Here is a 16321-nt window from a genome sequence, read left to right on the forward strand (position 1 = left end):
GGCCCGCGCCTCGTCCGTGCCGTACGGCGGGGACGAGGCGCGGGCCGCGGACGGCCGGCGCCGTTCCTACGGCCTGGGGCTCGCCACCTGCGGCGCCAACCCCAAGGCCGCGGTGTTCGCGATGTCGTTCCTGCCGCAGTTCGTGCCCCAGGGGGCCCACGTGCCGCTGACGCTGACGATGCTCGCGGTGATCTGGGTGGTGGTGGACGTGATCTGGTACGTCGGGGTGATCTGGCTGATCGGCCGGGCCGGTGCCGTGCTCGGCAGGCCCGCGGTCCGCCGCCGTCTGGAACAGGTGTCGGGGACGGTCCTTGTCGCCCTCGGCGTCCGCGTCGCGCTGGAGGCCCGATGACGGTCTGGCACGAGGAACGGGGCTCCGGTGAGCCGGTCGTCCTGCTGCACTCCAGCGTGGTCGACTCGGGCATGTGGGACCCCCAGTGGCAGCCTTTGGGGGAGCGGTTCCGTGTCATCCGGCTCGACTTCCGGGGACACGGGCGCACCCCGTGCACCGCGGAGGGGCCGTACTCGGACGCCGCCGACGTCGCGGACCTGCTCGCGGCGCTCGGACTGCGCCGGATCAGGCTCGTCGGATCGTCGTACGGCGGGCGGGTCGCGCTGGAGCTCGCGACCGGGCATCCCGATCTCGTCTCGCGGCTCGTGCTGCTCAACGCGGGCTGTGGCCTGCCGCCGACCCCCGACCTCGAGGCGTTCGGGGCGGAGGAGGACCGGCTGATCGAGGCGGGCGACGTCGGGGGAGCGGTCGACCTCAACGTCCGCACGTGGCTGGGTCCCGAGGCGGACGAGCCGACCAGAGCGCGGGTCGCGGCGATGCAGCGGCACGCGTTCGAGGTGCAACTGGCCGCCGATCCGCAGCCCGAGCGGCGCAGGGAGCCGATCGACCTGACGGTGGTCACCGCGCCCACGCTGGTCGTCACCGGCGGCCACGACCTGCCGTACTTCCGGGAGAGCGGGCGGCACATAGCGGAGGCGCTGCCCGACGCGACACTGCTCGACCTCGACTGGGCGGGTCACCTGCCGAGCATGGAACGCCCCGCCGAGATCACCCGCCTGCTGATCGGTTTCCTTTCCTGATCTACTTTGTAAAGGCGCCCGGTCGTTAGAGAAACAAGATCAACTTCAAAAACAAAAACCCTCCAAAACAGGAGACCCCGGCACGCACCTCGTGCCGGGGCCTCCTGGCCGGTCAGTGGTTGACCGTGCTCATTCCGGCCGGGTTGTACCGGTCGCCGGCGACCTGACCTGCGAGGGAGTCGAGCGCGTCCAGGTGCTCCGGCTCGAACTTGATCTCCAGGGCAGCGGCGTTCTCCTCCAGCCGGGCGATCCGCTTGGTGCCGGGGATCGGCACGACGTCGTCCCCACCCCTGGTGAGCACCCAGGCGAGGGCCACCTGGGCCGGGGTCGCGCCGAGCGCGGTGGCGATCTCGCCGACCTTGGTCACCAGGGCCCGGTTGGCGGCGAAGTTGTCGCCCTGCCAACGGGGGTTGTGGTGACGGAAGTCGTCACCGGACAGGTCCCCGGTGCTCGTGAACGCACCGGTCAGGAGGCCGCGGCCGAGGGGACTGTAGGCCACCAGGCCGATGCCGAGCTCGCGGAGCGTGGGCAGGAGCTCGTTCTCGATGTCCCGGGTGAACAGCGAGTACTCGTACTGTCCCGCGGTGACGGGGTGGACGGCGTGCGCGCGGCGCACGGTGGCGGGCGCGGCCTCGGAGATGCCGAGGTGGCGGACCTTCCCGGCCTCGACCAGCTCCTTCATGGCGCCCCAGGTCTCCTCGACGGGGACATCGGGGTCGACGCGGTGCTGGTAGTACAGGTCGATGTGGTCGACCCCGAGCCGTTCCAGTGAGGCGTCGCAGCAGCGGCGCACGTAGTCGGGGTGGCCGTTGACGCCGACGCGCGTGCCGTCGGGCAGGCGCTCGATGCCGAACTTGGTGGCCAGAACCACCTGGTCGCGCCGGTCGGCGACGGCCTTGCCGACGAGTCTCTCGTTGGTGAACGGCCCGTACGCGTCGGAGGTGTCGAGGAGGGTGATCCCCAGGTCGAGCGCGCGGTGGAGGGTCCGGATCGATTCGGACTCGTCGCCCGGGCCGTAGAAGTCGCTCATTCCCATGCAGCCCAGGCCGAGCGCCGAGGTGCGAAGGCCCTGGCCGAGCGTGTGCTGCTTCATTCTTCTCCCATGATCCTGCGGCTGTAGAGATCGATCTTGTAGTCGACGATCTCGAGATCGCTTCGGAGCTGCTCGATCTTGGCGATCACGTCGGCCCGGTGGGCCTCGAGCAGCTCCTTGCGGGCCACGTAGGTGTCCCGGCCCCTGCGGACGAGTTCGGCGTACCGGCGCATCGCGGTGATGGGCATGCCGCTCGCCCGCAGACGGGTGAGCAGCGCGATCCAGTCGGCGTCCCGCTCGGTGTAGCGCCGGTGGCCGTTGTCGCCGCGCGGTGGCGGCTCCAGCATGAGGCCGGCACGTTCGTAGTAGCGCAGCGTGTGGGCGGTGAGGCCGGTACGCTGCGCTACCTGCGCGATGGTCATGCCCTCGTCCATGGGGACCAGTTTGGGAGTTAGAGCGCGCTCTAAGTCAAGTCGGTGATCAGTGGATGCGGCTCATTGGGCGGTGCAGAGGGCGCCGTTCAGGGTGAAGGCGGTCGGCAGCACGTTGGGGCCGCTGTAGGCGCCGACGAAGCCGATGGAGGTGCTCGCGCCGGGTGCGAGCTTGCCGTTGTCCGGGCTGCTGGTGACGGTCACCGAGGTCCCGCTCTGCGTCCAGTTGGCACTCCATCCGCTGCTGACGGTCTGCCATGAGGTGGGCCAGGTGAAGTGGAGCGTCCAGCCGTCGACGGCGGCCGTGCCGGTGTTGGTGATGTCCACGGTGGCGACGAATCCGTTGCCCCAGTCGCTGGTGTCCTTCAGGCGTACCGAGCAGGAGCTCTTGTCGGGGGTGCCGGTGGTGAAGGTGAGCGGCGCGGAGGCCCAGGAGACGCGGCCGGCGGTGTCGCGGGCGATGACGTTGACCGTGTAACGGGTGCCGGGGACGAGGTTGCCGACGGTGAAGGAGGTGCCGGAGGTCTCGCCGAGTTGTTCGGTGACGGCGCCGTTCTGGCGGTGGATCTCGTACTTGGCGACGGGGCTCGCGCCGGGCGCGGCGGCGGGCCAGGAGATGGTGGCGGTCTTGTCGGTGACGCCGCTCGCGGTGGGCTGCCCAGGCGCGCCGGGGGCGCCCGTGGTGGCGGTGGCCGGGTGCAGCACCAGCGTGGTCAGCGAGTACGGCGGGAGGGTCCGGGTGGTGGCGGTGCCGTCGTGGCCGGTGCTGACCGAGGTGGCGCCGTTGGTGAGGGTCTGTACCGTGGGCGCTTCGCCGGCGGGGGTGAACCCCTCGTAGTCGATCTTCACCTGGTGTTCGCCGTCCGGGTCGCGGTTGATCAGCAGGACGGCGAGGTCGCCGTTGGGGCGCCGGGCGGCGTGGGCGGCGACCAGCGGCTCGTCGGTGGCCGCGCGGACGAACCGGTCGCCGGGGCGGGCGAACGCGCTGATCATAGTGAGCGCGTGGTAGGGGGCGAAGGGCGTGTTCAGCGGGGGTTCGCAGGTGTCGCCCGAACACGAGCCGCTGGACAGTATGCCGAAGTCGCCGTAGTCGGTCTGGCCGGCGACGGTGCTGACGGTGCCGATGCCGTTGCGGACGTTCCACCAGTCGACGGTGAAGACGCCCTGTTCCATGAGGCCGGCGTAGGCATCGGCGGCGAACAGCGCGCCGGGCTGGGTGTTCGGCGCGATCCCGCTGTTGATCTCGGTCACCGCGATGCCGATGTCGCCGGCGCGGGCGCCCGCGTGCTTGGCGATCTGCTTGCGGACCAGGTAGATCATGTCGGGGATGTGGGCGGTCTTGGTGAGGACGTCGGCCGCGTTGTTGTACGGCGGGTACCAGTGCAGGATGACGAAGTCGATCTTCGAGGCGGCGACCGACAGGACGGTGTCGTTCCAGGTGGCCTGGTCGCCGTCGGCGATAATGCCGTCGGGCCAGTTGGCGGGGGTGGTGAGCACCGCGCCGATCTTGATGGTGGGGTCGACGGCCTTCATCGCGTCCGCGTACTGCACGAGGTTCCTGGCGTACTCGGCGGGGCTCTTGTCGGCGTGGTCGTCGGCCTCCCAGTCGGCGCCGTAGTGGCCGTTGCCGTAGTTCTCGTTGCCGATCTCCCAGTACTTCACGCCGTACTTCTTGGTGACGTTGGCGTACTCGACCCAGTCGGCGGCCTCCTGGGCGCTGCCGGTGCCGTAGTTGGCGATGATGATCGGTTGGGCGCCGGTGCGCTTGGCCCCGCTGATGAAGGTGTCGAAGTCGGTGCCGGGGGCGACGTAGCCGCCCGGGGCGGTGTGGGTCTTCCAGTGGTAGATGTCGGCGTACGACCCGCCCGGGTAGCGCAGCATCTTCACACCGGCGGCCTTGAGGAGGTCGGCGGTCTCGTTCGTGCCGAGGTTGCCGTCCCAGATCGCGTGGTTGGCGCCCACGGCGGTGTCGGACGCGGCGGCCAGGCCCGCGCGGGTGTTGACGGTGACGTTGACGGGCGCGGTGTCGGCGGTCGCGGCGGGTACGCCGGTGAGGACCTGGGCGGCCACCGCTGCGCTCGTGAGGAGTGCGATGGCCGGCCTGGCGATGCGCAGGGTGCTCATTACGTCCCTTTTCTGGAGGATCTTGCCCGTGTGATCGTGATCAGGACGTATGGAACGGTCAAGCGGAAGTCCCCCTGCGCGGCTCTGAGCTGCGGCGGAATTAGGCGGGTCGTGCAACTTTCATGCCGGCTGACGCAGTCGGCGGGTGCGGCGACGCGCGGTCACGCCACCAGGCGCAGCCAGGCCGCCGCGAGTGCGGCGTGACCGGCCGGCGTCGGGTGCACGCCGTCCGCGGCCCAGTGCTCCGGCCCGGTCGTCGCGGCGAGCTCGGCGAACATGCCGTCGGCGGCGAGCAGGTGCGCGCCGTACTCGCGGGCGAGCGCGCGCACGACCTGGATCTTCGGATCCAGGTCGGCGCGCCACTCCTTCCGTTCCTCTTCGCCGACGTGCGCATCGCCGACCTCGACACGGCCGCGGGGCAGGAGGAACGGCTCGATGAGGATCAGCTCCGTGCCCGCCTCGGCGAGGGGCGCGAGCAGGCGGTCGTACCCTGCCGCGTAGTCCTCCGCGGGGATCACGTAGCCGTCCGGGTCGTAGGTGTGCCAGCCCATGTCGTTGCCGCCGGCGAGGATGGACACCACGTCCGGGCGCGCGTCGAGCACGTCCTTGTGCCAGCGGGCTTCGAGGTCCATCACCTTGTCGCCCGCGATCCCGGTGTTCAGCCAGGTGACCGGCCGGTCGGGGTGCCGGAAGCCCCACTCGCCCGCGACGCGCAGCGGGTAGCCGAACCCGAGCCCGTCCTCGCTCTCCAGGCGCCGGCAGTCGGTGATCGAATCGCCGGTGAACATCACGGTGCTTCCCTGCCGGAGGGTGATCGTCATGTGCGCTCCTTGAACTCGGTTGAGGGAAAGGGTCACTTCGATGGGGTGGCTGTAGCCGCCGCCCACGGCGGCGATGGGGGAGCGGGGCAGCCGCTTCAGATGGCCGGACGGCCGAACCACCGACCGGCGGCCCGCTCGAACGCCTCGCGATCGGGGTCGTGGTCACCTGCCCAGGCGACCACGCCGTCAGGCCGGACGAGCACGGCACCCACTCCGAGGTCGTTTCTCGCCGGCCCGGCCGCGTACCGCATCTGGGTTTCCCAGCCCCTCGCCGAACCGTGCAGGGATCGGCCGGTGCTGAAATCGAGCGCGACGCCTCGTCCGTCCCGCATCAGGTCGCCGAGGCGGGTGCCGTCCTCGAGACGCAGGTCCGGGGCGTTGCGGCCGACCAGTGGGTGTTCGCTGCCGAGGTCGTAGCGGATCGACGATCCCGATGTCTTGTCGAACACGTAGGTCGTTCCGCCGGGGGTTTCGAGCAGGTCGCGAATGACCTTTTGGATCGCCTGTGCATGGGGGTCCGTCTCATGACCGTTGCCCCGCGCTGCGCGAGCGCCACCTGCGCCTGCTGCGCGCCGAGCCGCCGTCGGCGGCGGGGTGGGGGTCAGGAATCTGGAGAAGGCGCTGGAGCTCCTGTGGAAATCCTCGGATTGGGGCTGGGGGCTATGCCGCTGCCTCCGGAGGTGCCGCACCGGCGGATGGTCGATTTGGCGCGGTACGGCATGCAGGCCACTGCGACCGCTTTGCGCCGCCATGGGCCCTCCCGTCAGCTCGCCACGTTGCTGGCCACAGTGATCCATCTGGAGGGCAGGGCGGTCGACGACTGTCTGGAGATGCTGGATCTGCTGGTCACCACCGAACTGGTCGGCAAGGCCGCGACCGCGACCGACAACCCTACCGGCGTGACATCAAGGGCGTACGCAACCTGCAAGAGTCCCGTCATGCGCTGGAAGGGAAGATCTTCCACGGCAGGAAAGGTGAGATCTACCAGCGCTACTACAAGGGCATGGAAGACCAGCTCGGCACCCTTGGCCTGGTGCTCAACTGCGTCACGCTGTGGAACACCTTCTACATGGACCGCGCTCTCGATCAGCTCAAGGCCGAGGGCTATCCGCTGGCCGAGGAAGACGTCGCCCGGCTATCGCCCTTCGTCCGCCAGCACATCAACGTGATCGGCACCTACTCTTTCGGACAGCCCGACCTCGGGCCCGCCGGCGTCCGGCAGCTTCGCAACCCCGACGAGCCGGATTGGGAAGAGGACATTCTCTAGGTGTCCGGAGTTTTTGATCTATTTCCCGCCGCCCGTCCCGATGCGTCAGGGTGATCGGTCTTGGTCGCCGGACGTGGGGGTGGGGTTGAGCCATGGCGGCGGGTCAGACTCCGATGCAGCCAGTGCTGTCGGGGACGAGGACATAGTGCAAGCCGTCGGCGTGAGCGGTGGTTCGGCTACGTCGGACCGCTTCCTGTGCGCGGGCGGGAAGTCAAGGCGGCCCAAGGACGTCCGGGGTGATCAGGGCGCGGGCGGTGGCGGCGAAATAGTCACTGGAGGCGTCGTCGGCGAGGCCGAGGATGACACCCTGACTAAGGCCGACCAGGAGCGCACGCAGCGCCGTGGCCAAGCGTTGCGCCTGCCGCGACGTGACGGCGGTCCCGTAGTGGAGTCTGCCGGATAGCAGCGCGGTCAGGCGTTGTTCGTGTGCCCGGACGGAGGCGGCGAGTTTGGGTGCCAGTTCGGGGTCGCGCAGGGCCAGGTCCTGCAGGCTGATCTCGAACGACAGATGGCGCAACGCTTCGGGGTCGTCGCACAGGTGCCGGTAGTGGCGAGCGAAGACCTCCACCGCCTCGGCGAGGCCCATATCGGCAGGGATGGCCTGCTCGATGCTGTCGTAGTGCGGGGTGAGGTGGTCGGTGACCAGGGCGACGAGCAGTCCGTTCTTGCTGCCGAACAGCGAGTAGACGGCGCCGGTGGTCAGCTCGGCCTGCTCGGCGATCTCCTCCAGCTTGGCCCGGTGGCCGTCGCGGGCGACGATCAGGCGCGCGGCGGCCAGCAGGGCCTGCCGGTTGCGCTGTTTGGCCTCGGCCCTTGTCATTCTCATAATTATATTATTACCGTAACCTCATTATGAATGTTGCTGAGTACATGAGCTGCGTCCCCGCGTGTGCCGCGTTCCCATCCGTCGACGCGCTCCAGGCCGAGCTGGAGGAACTGGCCGCGGCCCATCCTGGCCTGGTCCGGCCGCGCCGCATCGGCGCCTCACGGATGGGCGACCCGCTGCATGCCGTGACGGTCAGCGACGGCCCAGCCGACGCGGTGGTCATCGCTGGGCCGCATCCCAACGAGCCGGTCGGGGCCTTGACCGCCCTCACGTTGATCAGACTGCTCTGCCAGCACCCACAACTGCAGGCGGAGTTAGGCTTTCGCTGGCATGTCGTGGCGTGCGCGGACCCCGACGGCGCCCGTCTGAACGAAGGCTGGTACTCCCGCCCCGGCGACCGCCGGGCCTACGCACAGCACTTCTACCGTCCCGACCTGGCCGACCAGGTCGAGTGGACCTTCCCGCTGACCGCCGGCGACTACTCCTTCGACCGCCCGTTGCCGGAGACAGCCGCGCTCATGCGGTTGATAGACGAGGTACGCCCGTCGCTGGTCTACTCCCTGCACAACGGTGAGTATCAGGGCGCGTTCTTCTACCTCAACCGTGAAGACCTGGCGCTCGCCGAGCAACTGGCTGCCTTGCCGGGCGTGGAAGGCCTGCCGCTGCATCACGGTGAGCCGGAACTGCCCGGCGCCACGCCGATCGTCCCCGCCGTCTACCTGACCCCGCCGGGGTCGCAGGTGGGCGTGGCCTTCGGCGTCGGCGGCAGCAGCGCTGACTACGCAGCCAGATACGGCGCGCTCCACTTGGTCACCGAGGTGCCCTATTGGACCGACGAGCGTGTGTCGGATCGAAGTCCCTCCGGCCGCACCTATGGGGAGATCGCCGCTGAGGGAAACGCGGCCCGGCGCGAGCTGGTTGATGTGCTGCAGGTGAGCATGCGGGCCGTCGTCGGCGATCTGACTGTGCAATCGCCGTTCCGCCGCTCGACCGAGGGAACGCTGGGAAGCTTCCGTAAGCTCGGCGAGCTGGAAGAGGCCTCGTACGATCCCAATCGGCCGGCCACGGTCGCTGAGGAGTTCGGCAACCGCCAGATGGTGCACCTGCTGCGGCTGCGCCTGGTCGGAGTATTCCTGCGGATGCTCGACGCCGAGCTCGCCGCCGGCAACTTGGCATCAGCCATCGGCGAGCAGCGTCGCCTGCTCGCCGAACGTTTCGACCTCTGGTACGGCCAGGCCGAATCCGACTCCCCTGGCCCGCCGATCGAGATCCGCAGGCTGGTCGCGGTGCAGCTTGGTGCCGCCCTGATCGCCGCTGCGCACACGGCCGCAGCGAACCGTCGTGCGGCCGATCGGCGCTGACCCTGGTGATGGTCTCGCTCCATCAGAGGTGAACGCCCCATTCAGGGTGCACCCTGGCATCGCACCGAAGCTGTTGAGAAGCGCTATCTGAATCGGGAAATCCATGAAAGTCGAACAGGCCCAGAGCTTTCTACGCAATCACCATCACGCGGTGCTCAGTACGTGGCGCAAGGATGGACGCTCCCAGCTCTCACCCGTGATCGTCGCTCTCGACGGTGCCGGTCGCGTTGTGCTGAGTACGACGGAGGCGCGAGCCAAGACCCGTAACCTACGGCGAGATCCACGGGGTTCGATCTGCGTCTTCACAGACCGATTTTTCGGGCCATGGGTTCAGGTCGAGGGACACGCAGAGGTTCTTTCGCCGGACGTCGGACTGGATGCTGAGGCTCTCAAGAACCTGCACGGCGCGCTCAGCGACGAATACCCCGACTGGGAGGTGTTCCTATCGAACATCCACGCTGAAGGACGCGTCGCCATCCGCTTCATGATCGAGCGCGCCAGCGGCGTCACCCAGCCATAAGGCATCCCCACGCCAACCTCACCCCGGTCGCCGCACCGATGACAGGGCCCGGCGTGACCGCACCGGGCTCGGCGGCTGACCAACCACCGACCTGATCCTGGCCACCCCTGATCGCGGCGAGCCGACACAGGCCCGGAGCGGCCAGCAGGTGCACTGAACTCCCAAGAAAGAGCACAACCATGGACATCACCACCGCAATCGCGAATGAACGCCGGGAACTGGCGGTGATGCTGGACAGCCTGGAACCCGCGCAGTGGGACGCACCGACCTTGTGCGCCGGATGGCGCGTACTAGAGGTCGCGGCTCACATGTCGATGGGATTCCGCTATTCGCTGCCCAGGATGGTGCTCGAACTCATCAAGGCGCGGGGTGACATCAACCGGACCGCAGACCGGCGGGCCCGCCAGGAATCGGCCACCCTGTCCACGGCCGTGCTGGTCAGCGCGATCCGCGACAACGCAGGCCACCCCTGGAAGCCACTGGTCGGCGGCATCACGGAAGTGGTCGCAGACACCCACCGGCTGCCACAAGGCCGACCTTCGGGAAAGGGACGATGGCCCTGGTCAAGCAGACCGACTGGAACGGCACCGAGATCCCCTTCACCAGCAACCACTCCGCGGATGCCGGGCGTGGCTGACCTGGCCTATCTGCGGCACTCCACCGACAACCAGACCGACGCCCGCCAGCGGCACGCCCTCACCACCCTGCTGGCCGGAGGCGCCCCCGTCTACGAAGACCCCGCCCCTCCAGCCGGCAACTCTCCCTCGACCGCGCGGGCTTGACCACGCTGCTGCACGAGGCCGCCATCGGCGACACCATCCGTATCGCCGACGCCGCCCGCCTGTTCCGCTCCGTCGCCGACATCCTCGCCCTGCGTCCCGTGCTCATCCGCCGCGGCCTCCACCTGCGCGTCGACTCCGGACTGTTGTCCGGCATCGACCTGGCCAGCGACGACCCCGGCACCAAAATGATGGTCTCCGTCCTGGCAGCCGTGCTGGAGTTCCAGCGCGACATGATCAGCGAGAACACCCGCGAAGGCGTAGCCGCCGCCAAGGCCGCCGGCAAGACCCTAGGCCGCCCCGCCGCCCTCGACCAGGACAAGGCGGCCGCCATCGTCGAGGAGTACCGCCAGGGCGCCGCCATCAAGGCCCTGGCCCGGCGGCACCAGGTCGCCCCCAAAACCATCCGCCGTGTCCTGGACACCGCTGGCGCCCGTAACTTGCCCGACGAGCTCGACGCGCCACTGACCGGCACCGGCGAGCAGCATCGCGTGCCCGCGCTGGGCCCGGACGCGACCCTCGATCTGCCGGGACTGCTCGCCGATCACCTGCGTACCACTGGTGATGAAACCGTCCGCCAGGCCCTCGCCTCCGGGCAGACCATCCGCCGCGGCCATGGCTACTCGGTCCGCATCACGGCCCCGCTCGTCCTCCACCGCGCCGCGCTGGAACAGAGCGCCGCCCTCGCCGATACCAGCCCGACCGAGCGCAAGGCGCACCGCGTGTACGCCGCCCGTGTCACAGCCGTTCAGGCCACCCGACTGCATCCGTGATGACCTGCGAAAACCCTTCGGCGAGACGCATTTGAACGGAAAGTCACGGCAAGCCGCTCAACGCTGCTCTGCTAACGGGACTTTTGGTTCGGATGCACGTCATGCCCCGTTCCTGCAGGGGGAGAAGACCACGCTCGGGGTAATCGAGCGCCTAGCCGGCGGCGACGACGTGTGGCTGTCCGGGCTGGCGCGCATGTTCCGGGCCCAGTCCGCCGAGAACGCGGGGGAGCTCGACGGGATGCGCACCGACGTGGAGGCGGCCCTGGCCTGTTTCCGGCGGGTCGGCGACCGCTGGGGTCAGGCCGCCGTGCTGCCGATGCGGGCCCAGCTGCGGCAGTACGACGACGACCTCGACGGCGCGCTGGCCGACCTGCGCGAGGCCCGGTCGCTGGCCGCCGGGTTCGGCTCGCTCGGCCTCGGCGACGAGGTGTTCGACGAGGAGGTGTTCGGCGACCTGCGGTGGGTCGACCTGCATCTGCGGCGCGGTGACACCGACCTGGCGATCGCGGTGATCGACTCTGCCCGGGAGCGGGCGCTGGGTGGGGCCTCGCCGGAGATGCTGTTCCTGGTCGACGCGTGGGAGGCCGTCTTCTGGGTGCGGCTCGGCGACCTGGACCGGGCGCGGGAGCTGCTCGACGAGGCCGAACGGGGCCTGCACGGCGACCGGGCGTTTCCGGGTGACCATGTGCGGACGCTGGTCGCCGGCGTGCGGGTCTCGCTCTGCCTGGAGACGGGTGCCCTGGCCGGCGCGGACAGGGCGTTGGACAAGGCGTACGCGGCGGCGCTCGCGGCGGCGCACGGGCGGCATCGCGAATCGGCCGTCCTGCTCGGCGCCGCCTCCCGGCTGCGCGGCGCTCACGACCGCACCGATCGGCAGGTTCGCGAGCTCAGCCGCCGGGGGCGGGCCGCGCTGGGCGAGGAGGCCTTCGCGGCGGCGCACGGGAGGGGTTGGGAGCTGGACGGGAAGGCGGCCGCGGCCGCAGCCGACCCGGCCCGGCTGCACCGGGAGCTGGGGATGGCTCGTCCGGAGTGCCGGTGATCCAGCCGGGCGGGTCGAAGCCGGGACGCCCGTCAATTACAGGTTGACGATCGCGGGATCGTCAACCTACGGTTGACGCATGAGCCCACTCAACATCAGCCTCACCGACCTGATCGCCCGTCTCGACGAGGAACTCCCCGACGCCGACGACCTGGCCCGCGTCAGCGAGGCGCGGCTGCGTGCCCAGACCCTGTCCGACCTGGGTGACCAGCTCGTCGACCACTACGTCCGCAAGGCCAGGCAGGCCGGCGCGTCGTGGAGCGAGGTCGGCGACGCCATCGGGGTGTCCAAACAGGCCGCGCAGCAACGCCACGCGCCCAACGTGTTCGAGCGGTTCACCGACCTGAACCGCCACAGCATCGTGCTGGCGCAGGAGGCGGCCCGAGCGCACAAACACGACTTCATCGGCACCGAGCACATCCTGCTCGGCCTGCTCGGCGAACCGCGGGGCCTGGCGTACGAGGTGCTGGTGGCGAAGACCGAGTCGGAGCGACGGATCCGCGACGCGATCGAGGAAGCGATGCCGCCGGCCGGGCAGAAGGCGCTGCGGGGTCACATCGCGTTCCGGCCGGAGAGCAAGCAGGCCATCGAGCAGGCGCTCCACGCGTCGGCCGACCTCGGCCACGACTGGGTCGGCACCGAACACATGCTGCTGGGCCTGATCCGCGTCGAGGAGGGCCTGGCCGCGCAGATCCTGCGCAACCTCGGCTTCACGTCGGACGAGCTGCACGAGACGGTCACGACCGAGATCGCCAGGCGGTCCGCCGCGCGCGGCTGATCGTGGCGAGGGTCGCCGGCGGCCGCGCCGCGGCCTGGGCGCCGCGTACGTTGCGGGCGGCGGCGATGGCGCCGCCGAAGCCGGACCCGTCCGCGCCGGTCGCCGGAGGCCGGGGACCGGGCGGAGCCGCATGCTGACAAGGTCGCCGGCTCCCCTGGTGTGTCCCCGGCCTCGCGGAGGTCAGCTCTCGCGTGTCCAGGCGGGCGTGATCCGCACCTCACGCAGCCGCCAGCCTGCCGGCGTGCGGGCCGCGGTGAAGTGCTGCCGCAGGCCGCCGGTGAAGTGGGGCGCCTGGCCCGGGCGGTAGTAGAACACGAGCGAGTTCGCCGAGACGGCCGCCTGGTCGCCGTCGACGTTCACCAGGAGATCGGTGGTCGTGTGCTGGGCCTCCTGCCCTTCGACCTCGCTCCGGCGCATGAAGCCGACGACCTTGTCGATGCCGTGGAGTTCGCCCCCGCGGGGCGAGTGCACGGTCACATCGTCGGCGAAGACGGTGCCCGCGTCTTGCCATCGCTTCTCGTCGAGCAGGAGCGCGAAGCGGGTGAGCAGGTCGGCGATCTCGATACGGTCGGCGATCAGAGTGTGCGTGGACATGACTTCCTCTTTCGTGCTGCAGGGCAGAGATGTTGTCTTCGCGCCGGGGGTGGCGGGTTTCGGGGAGTCAGGGTTCAGGGGGTTGCCAGCACCGCGTTGGCCCTGCCCAGGACGGTGCTCAGGACGCGGCCCGCAGTGGCCAGGTCCTCGGCCGGCAGGTCGCCCCACAGCCCCTGGGTGATCGGGCCGATCGCGGCGCGGACCTGCGTCCAGCGCTCGCGCCCTTCGTCGGTGACCTGGACGCGGCCCTCGCCGCCGTCGCGCAGGAATCCCGCGGCGGTCAGTTCGGCGATGCGTTCGGCCACCGACGCCTGGCTGAACTGGGTGGCGCCGCCGACCCGGTGGATGAGCTCGGCCCGGTCGATGGTCCCGCCGCTGACCACGGTCAGCGTGAGGGTCACCCACTGGGGTTCGGTGATGCCGGTCCCGGCGAGCTGCCGATCCAGGATCGCGTTGAGCGCCTTCTCGGTCTGGCCGATGAGCGCGGTGCCGAAGGTCTGGGCTGCGGTCGTCATGATGACCTTCCAATCCGTTTCAATGACTAACGTTTATATCGCTAACGTTTGTGCCATGAACGAACCTACATCGTTAGCCGGACTAACGCAACCCAGGTAGGATCAGCATCATGAACAGCAGAGCCGAAGCCGCGGACATGCCGCACGACGGCGAGAAGACGCCGGACAGACTGCGCCGACGGGCCAGCCGCCTGCTGTCAGGCATGACCGCGCGGTCGGACCGGCTGATCAACGAGGGACTGGCCCAGGCCGACGCCCGCAAGTGGCACTACGCCGTGCTGGCCTCGCTGCATGAGCACGGCCCGGGCAGCCAGGCGACGCTGAGCCGGCGCACCGGCATCTACCGCAGCGACATGGTCGGCGTCCTCAACGAACTGGCCGAGCGCGGCCTCGTCGGGCGGGCACCGGACCCCGACGACCGCCGCCGCAACGTCATCACGATCACCGCCCAAGGCCGCCGGCACCTGCGCCGCCTGGACAAGGTCCTGGACGACCTCCACGACGAACTGCTCGCCCCGCTGACCCCCGCCGAACGCGACCAGTTCGTGCACCTGCTCACCCGGTTGCTGGACCACCACACCCGGCAGGCACCGCACCCCCCAACTTCCTGACACGAAACCAGCCGCGTGCCCGTCGCCGCGATGCTCGCGCAGCAGGGTGGCGGGCCTGCCGCAGCACCAGGTGCGAGATCACCATGCCTGCGGTCGCGGCCACGTCGGACGCGACCGCAGGCGAGGGCCGGACGACCTACTTGCCGGTGACGAGCGGCAGCGAGAGCGACGTGCCGGCCAGGTCGACGGTGACCTTGGCTTCGGTGCTGGGTTCCTGTTCACGACCGCCTCGGCCGAACTCGACCCGCAGCGCCGCGGAAGCCGCCGACGCCGCCCATCTCCACGAGCTCATGTTCGGCGACGACGCACCCCACAGCCTGATCGACATGTTCACCGCACACGAGTAGCCCCGATCAGGGGGCGGCGTCACGACCTGTGGCTGTGGCGGATCGGCATGTTCTGCCCGAGCCAGCAGATGTCCGGCTGGGATCCGCAGAAGGCGGACTGCACCTCGAACCCGCCGTGGTCGGTGATGGCCTGCTGCGCCTGTCCCCGCACGAAGGTGGGGGCGATGACGCCGGTCACGTTCTGGTTGAACCGGCCCGCGCCCGACCGCCCCTGGGCGCCGCCCGCCCGTCCTCCTTTGACCACCTGGCCGCCGCCTCCGCCCGGGCCGGGGCTGCGGAAAGCGGTGAGCCCCTGGCGCGGGTGATGCGGGGCGACGCGGGCGATCGCGGGCTGTGCGACCGCGGCCGCCGCAGTGATCACGAGCGCGGCCACGGCCAGCCGCCGGGTCGAAAGGCCCATCGCGAGGACCTTCGTGTCGCGCGGGTCACGCGCGCGGGAGCGGGACATCTCGGTACGTGCCTTCCTGTTCCTGCCCCGGCGTTCGCTGTCGCTCGTCCGGTTGCGCCGGGACGTGACGCTCATACCCGGCCTGGAACTGCGTAGCTGCGGCGCGGGGCCAAGTAGCGATCAGCTATCGCCCACGGCCCCGGAAACCCGCAGGCAGGCCGCGCCGCCCGCTTCCTAGTGGACGCTGAAGCCGCCGTCGACGCAGATGGCCTGGCCGGTGACGTACGACGAGGCGTCGGAGGCGAGGAAGACGGCCACGCCGCGGAAGTCGTCGGGGACGCCGTTGCGCCCGGTCATGGACCGGGCGGCGAGCTGCTCCACCCGCCCCGGGACGGCCTGCGCGGGCGCGGTCAGCGGGGTCAGGACGAAGCCGGGGATGATCGCGTTGCTGGTGACCCCGCGCGGCGACCACGCCTCGGCCTGGGAGCGGGTCAGCCCGCAGACGGCGGCCTTGGCCGCGCCGTAGACGCCGCTGTCGCCGAAGGCGCTGATCGACTGCTGGGAGCCGATGTTGATGATGCGCCCCCTGCCCCGGGCGGCCATGCGGGGGCCGAAGTGCTGCCCGAGCAGGAACGGCGCGGTGAGGTTGACGGCGATGGTCTGGTCGTAGTCGTCGACGGTCAGTTCGGCCATGGGCCTTCTGATGTTGTTGGCGGCGTCGTTGACGAGGATGTCGATCTCGCCGAAGAAGGCGTCCGCCTCCTCGCACACGCGGGCGACGTCGGCGCGGTCGCCGAGGTCGGCGCTGATCGCGGCGGCGCGCACGCCGTGGCCTTCGAGCCTGCCGACGGCCTCGGCGAGTTCCTTGCGCCGCCGGGCGACCAGGACCACGGCCGCCCCGGCGCGTCCGAGCGCCTCGGCGATGGCGTATCCGATGCCGGAGCTGCCTCCGGTCACCAGGGCGACCCGGCCGGTGAGGGAGAAGAGTTCCTCGATGTAGATCGGCATATCGCCGGAAGGTA

The 16321-nt window shown here is 70.0% G+C and carries 21 protein-coding genes and 1 pseudogene; 10 read left to right on the forward strand and 12 right to left on the reverse strand.

The features are described from left to right. Both ABZ860_RS38405 and ABZ860_RS38410 read left to right on the forward strand, forming a co-directional pair. Nucleotides 1-352 (forward strand): LysE family transporter (locus ABZ860_RS38405; protein WP_357230218.1); only part of this gene is annotated, 352 nt, incomplete at its 5' end. Further along, a complete protein-coding gene (locus ABZ860_RS38410) occupies nt 349-1092 on the forward strand; it encodes an alpha/beta hydrolase (protein WP_357230220.1) in 744 nt (247 codons plus the stop codon). The genes ABZ860_RS38405 and ABZ860_RS38410, both read left to right, overlap by 4 nt. Nucleotides 1093-1204: 112 nt before the next feature. Here ABZ860_RS38410 and ABZ860_RS38415 read toward each other — a convergent pair whose 3' ends face one another. The 6 genes from ABZ860_RS38415 to ABZ860_RS38440 all read right to left on the reverse strand — a co-directional run bounded on the left by ABZ860_RS38415 (nt 1205) and on the right by ABZ860_RS38440 (nt 6465). Further along, nucleotides 1205-2185: an aldo/keto reductase gene (locus tag ABZ860_RS38415; protein WP_357230222.1), complete on the reverse strand. Its 981-nt coding sequence runs from the start codon at nt 2183-2185 to the stop codon at nt 1205-1207. Then, nucleotides 2182-2559 carry a MerR family transcriptional regulator gene (locus ABZ860_RS38420; protein WP_357230224.1) on the reverse strand — a complete coding sequence of 126 codons (378 nt, stop codon included), beginning with the start codon at nt 2557-2559 and terminating at the stop codon, nt 2182-2184. The genes ABZ860_RS38415 and ABZ860_RS38420 overlap by 4 nt, the downstream gene beginning before the upstream one ends. A gap of 60 nt (nt 2560-2619) precedes the next feature. Then, nucleotides 2620-4680, reverse strand: a complete 2061-nt coding sequence (locus ABZ860_RS38425) for a cellulose binding domain-containing protein (RefSeq protein WP_357230226.1) — start codon at nt 4678-4680, stop codon at nt 2620-2622. Nucleotides 4681-4841: 161 nt separating this feature from the next. Beyond that, complete coding sequence (locus tag ABZ860_RS38430; RefSeq protein ID WP_357230228.1) at nt 4842-5501, reverse strand: SGNH/GDSL hydrolase family protein; 660 nt, start codon at nt 5499-5501, stop codon at nt 4842-4844. Between the two features lie 95 nt (nt 5502-5596). Next, on the reverse strand, nt 5597-5950 hold the full coding sequence (locus tag ABZ860_RS38435; RefSeq protein ID WP_357230230.1) for a hypothetical protein: 354 nt from the start codon (nt 5948-5950) through the stop codon (nt 5597-5599). Nucleotides 5951-6264: 314 nt separating this feature from the next. Further along, entirely contained in the window at nt 6265-6465 is a 201-nt protein-coding gene (locus tag ABZ860_RS38440) for a hypothetical protein (RefSeq protein WP_357230346.1), read from the reverse strand. Between ABZ860_RS38440 and ABZ860_RS38445 the strand changes: the two are divergent. Then, a pseudogene (locus ABZ860_RS38445) lies at nt 6430-6687 on the forward strand (Tn3 family transposase); the annotation flags it as partial. The gene ABZ860_RS38440 and the pseudogene ABZ860_RS38445 overlap by 36 nt on opposite strands. 292 nt (nt 6688-6979) lie before the next feature. Here the strand turns inward: ABZ860_RS38445 and ABZ860_RS38450 are convergent. Then, nucleotides 6980-7588 (reverse strand): TetR/AcrR family transcriptional regulator, encoded by a 609-nt coding sequence (locus tag ABZ860_RS38450; protein WP_357230231.1) that lies wholly within the window; start codon nt 7586-7588, stop codon nt 6980-6982. A gap of 32 nt (nt 7589-7620) precedes the next feature. Between ABZ860_RS38450 and ABZ860_RS38455 the strand changes: the two genes are divergently transcribed. The 6 genes from ABZ860_RS38455 to ABZ860_RS38480 all read left to right on the forward strand — a co-directional run bounded on the left by ABZ860_RS38455 (nt 7621) and on the right by ABZ860_RS38480 (nt 12844). Further along, nucleotides 7621-8955, forward strand: a complete 1335-nt coding sequence (locus tag ABZ860_RS38455; protein ID WP_357230233.1) for a M14 family zinc carboxypeptidase — start codon at nt 7621-7623, stop codon at nt 8953-8955. 103 nt (nt 8956-9058) lie between these two features. Further along, on the forward strand, nt 9059-9475 hold the full coding sequence (locus ABZ860_RS38460; protein WP_357230235.1) for a PPOX class F420-dependent oxidoreductase: 417 nt from the start codon (nt 9059-9061) through the stop codon (nt 9473-9475). Nucleotides 9476-9654: 179 nt separating this feature from the next. Beyond that, nucleotides 9655-10257, forward strand: a complete 603-nt coding sequence (locus tag ABZ860_RS38465; protein WP_357230237.1) for a maleylpyruvate isomerase N-terminal domain-containing protein — start codon at nt 9655-9657, stop codon at nt 10255-10257. Continuing rightward, entirely contained in the window at nt 10254-11027 is a 774-nt protein-coding gene (locus tag ABZ860_RS38470) for a recombinase family protein (protein ID WP_357230239.1), read from the forward strand. Before ABZ860_RS38465 ends, ABZ860_RS38470 begins: the two co-directional genes overlap by 4 nt. 193 nt (nt 11028-11220) lie before the next feature. Then, nucleotides 11221-12066: a hypothetical protein gene (locus ABZ860_RS38475; RefSeq protein WP_357230240.1), complete on the forward strand. Its 846-nt coding sequence runs from the start codon at nt 11221-11223 to the stop codon at nt 12064-12066. Between the two features lie 79 nt (nt 12067-12145). Beyond that, complete coding sequence (locus ABZ860_RS38480) at nt 12146-12844, forward strand: Clp protease N-terminal domain-containing protein (protein ID WP_357230242.1); 699 nt, start codon at nt 12146-12148, stop codon at nt 12842-12844. Nucleotides 12845-13024: 180 nt separating this feature from the next. Here the strand turns inward: ABZ860_RS38480 and ABZ860_RS38485 are convergent, their stop codons facing one another. Together ABZ860_RS38485 and ABZ860_RS38490 are read right to left on the reverse strand one after the other, a co-directional pair. After that, nucleotides 13025-13438, reverse strand: coding sequence for a nuclear transport factor 2 family protein (locus ABZ860_RS38485; protein ID WP_357230244.1), 414 nt, complete (start codon nt 13436-13438; stop codon nt 13025-13027). Between the two features lie 74 nt (nt 13439-13512). Further along, nucleotides 13513-13953, reverse strand: coding sequence for a hypothetical protein (locus ABZ860_RS38490; protein WP_357230246.1), 441 nt, complete (start codon nt 13951-13953; stop codon nt 13513-13515). 110 nt (nt 13954-14063) lie between these two features. Here ABZ860_RS38490 and ABZ860_RS38495 point away from each other — a divergent pair, with 110 nt between their 5' ends. Beyond that, the gene (locus ABZ860_RS38495) at nt 14064-14564 is read left to right on the forward strand and encodes a MarR family transcriptional regulator (protein WP_357230248.1); all 501 of its coding nucleotides are present in this window, start codon (nt 14064-14066) and stop codon (nt 14562-14564) included. A gap of 136 nt (nt 14565-14700) precedes the next feature. Here ABZ860_RS38495 and ABZ860_RS38500 read toward each other — a convergent pair whose 3' ends face one another. From ABZ860_RS38500 to ABZ860_RS38510, 3 genes are all read right to left on the reverse strand, one after another. Then, entirely contained in the window at nt 14701-14856 is a 156-nt protein-coding gene (locus ABZ860_RS38500) for a hypothetical protein (RefSeq protein WP_357230250.1), read from the reverse strand. A 74-nt stretch (nt 14857-14930) separates the two neighbouring features. Continuing rightward, nucleotides 14931-15311 carry a hypothetical protein gene (locus tag ABZ860_RS38505; RefSeq protein WP_357230252.1) on the reverse strand — a complete coding sequence of 127 codons (381 nt, stop codon included), beginning with the start codon at nt 15309-15311 and terminating at the stop codon, nt 14931-14933. 222 nt (nt 15312-15533) lie between these two features. Beyond that, nucleotides 15534-16307 carry an SDR family oxidoreductase gene (locus tag ABZ860_RS38510; RefSeq protein ID WP_357230254.1) on the reverse strand — a complete coding sequence of 258 codons (774 nt, stop codon included), beginning with the start codon at nt 16305-16307 and terminating at the stop codon, nt 15534-15536. Nucleotides 16308-16321: the final 14 nt, after the last annotated feature.

Source organism: Microbispora sp. NPDC046973, assembly GCF_040644495.1.
Taxonomy (GTDB): domain Bacteria; phylum Actinomycetota; class Actinomycetes; order Streptosporangiales; family Streptosporangiaceae; genus Microbispora.

Bases quoted from the DNA above. Each gene is read 5' to 3' on its own strand.
- ABZ860_RS38410 (WP_357230220.1), top strand. From the start codon at position 349: ATGACGGTCTGGCACGAGGAACGGGGCTCCGGTGAGCCGGTCGTCCTG.
- ABZ860_RS38415 (WP_357230222.1), bottom strand. From the start codon at position 2,185: ATGAAGCAGCACACGCTCGGCCAGGGCCTTCGCACCTCGGCGCTCGGC.
- ABZ860_RS38420 (WP_357230224.1), bottom strand. From the start codon at position 2,559: ATGGACGAGGGCATGACCATCGCGCAGGTAGCGCAGCGTACCGGCCTC.
- ABZ860_RS38425 (WP_357230226.1), bottom strand. From the start codon at position 4,680: ATGAGCACCCTGCGCATCGCCAGGCCGGCCATCGCACTCCTCACGAGC.
- ABZ860_RS38430 (WP_357230228.1), bottom strand. From the start codon at position 5,501: ATGACGATCACCCTCCGGCAGGGAAGCACCGTGATGTTCACCGGCGAT.
- ABZ860_RS38450 (WP_357230231.1), bottom strand. From the start codon at position 7,588: ATGACAAGGGCCGAGGCCAAACAGCGCAACCGGCAGGCCCTGCTGGCC.
- ABZ860_RS38455 (WP_357230233.1), top strand. From the start codon at position 7,621: ATGAATGTTGCTGAGTACATGAGCTGCGTCCCCGCGTGTGCCGCGTTC.
- ABZ860_RS38460 (WP_357230235.1), top strand. From the start codon at position 9,059: ATGAAAGTCGAACAGGCCCAGAGCTTTCTACGCAATCACCATCACGCG.
- ABZ860_RS38465 (WP_357230237.1), top strand. From the start codon at position 9,655: ATGGACATCACCACCGCAATCGCGAATGAACGCCGGGAACTGGCGGTG.
- ABZ860_RS38475 (WP_357230240.1), top strand. From the start codon at position 11,221: ATGTTCCGGGCCCAGTCCGCCGAGAACGCGGGGGAGCTCGACGGGATG.
- ABZ860_RS38480 (WP_357230242.1), top strand. From the start codon at position 12,146: ATGAGCCCACTCAACATCAGCCTCACCGACCTGATCGCCCGTCTCGAC.
- ABZ860_RS38485 (WP_357230244.1), bottom strand. From the start codon at position 13,438: ATGTCCACGCACACTCTGATCGCCGACCGTATCGAGATCGCCGACCTG.
- ABZ860_RS38490 (WP_357230246.1), bottom strand. From the start codon at position 13,953: ATGACGACCGCAGCCCAGACCTTCGGCACCGCGCTCATCGGCCAGACC.
- ABZ860_RS38495 (WP_357230248.1), top strand. From the start codon at position 14,064: ATGAACAGCAGAGCCGAAGCCGCGGACATGCCGCACGACGGCGAGAAG.
- ABZ860_RS38500 (WP_357230250.1), bottom strand. From the start codon at position 14,856: ATGAGCTCGTGGAGATGGGCGGCGTCGGCGGCTTCCGCGGCGCTGCGG.
- ABZ860_RS38505 (WP_357230252.1), bottom strand. From the start codon at position 15,311: ATGGGCCTTTCGACCCGGCGGCTGGCCGTGGCCGCGCTCGTGATCACT.
- ABZ860_RS38510 (WP_357230254.1), bottom strand. From the start codon at position 16,307: ATGCCGATCTACATCGAGGAACTCTTCTCCCTCACCGGCCGGGTCGCC.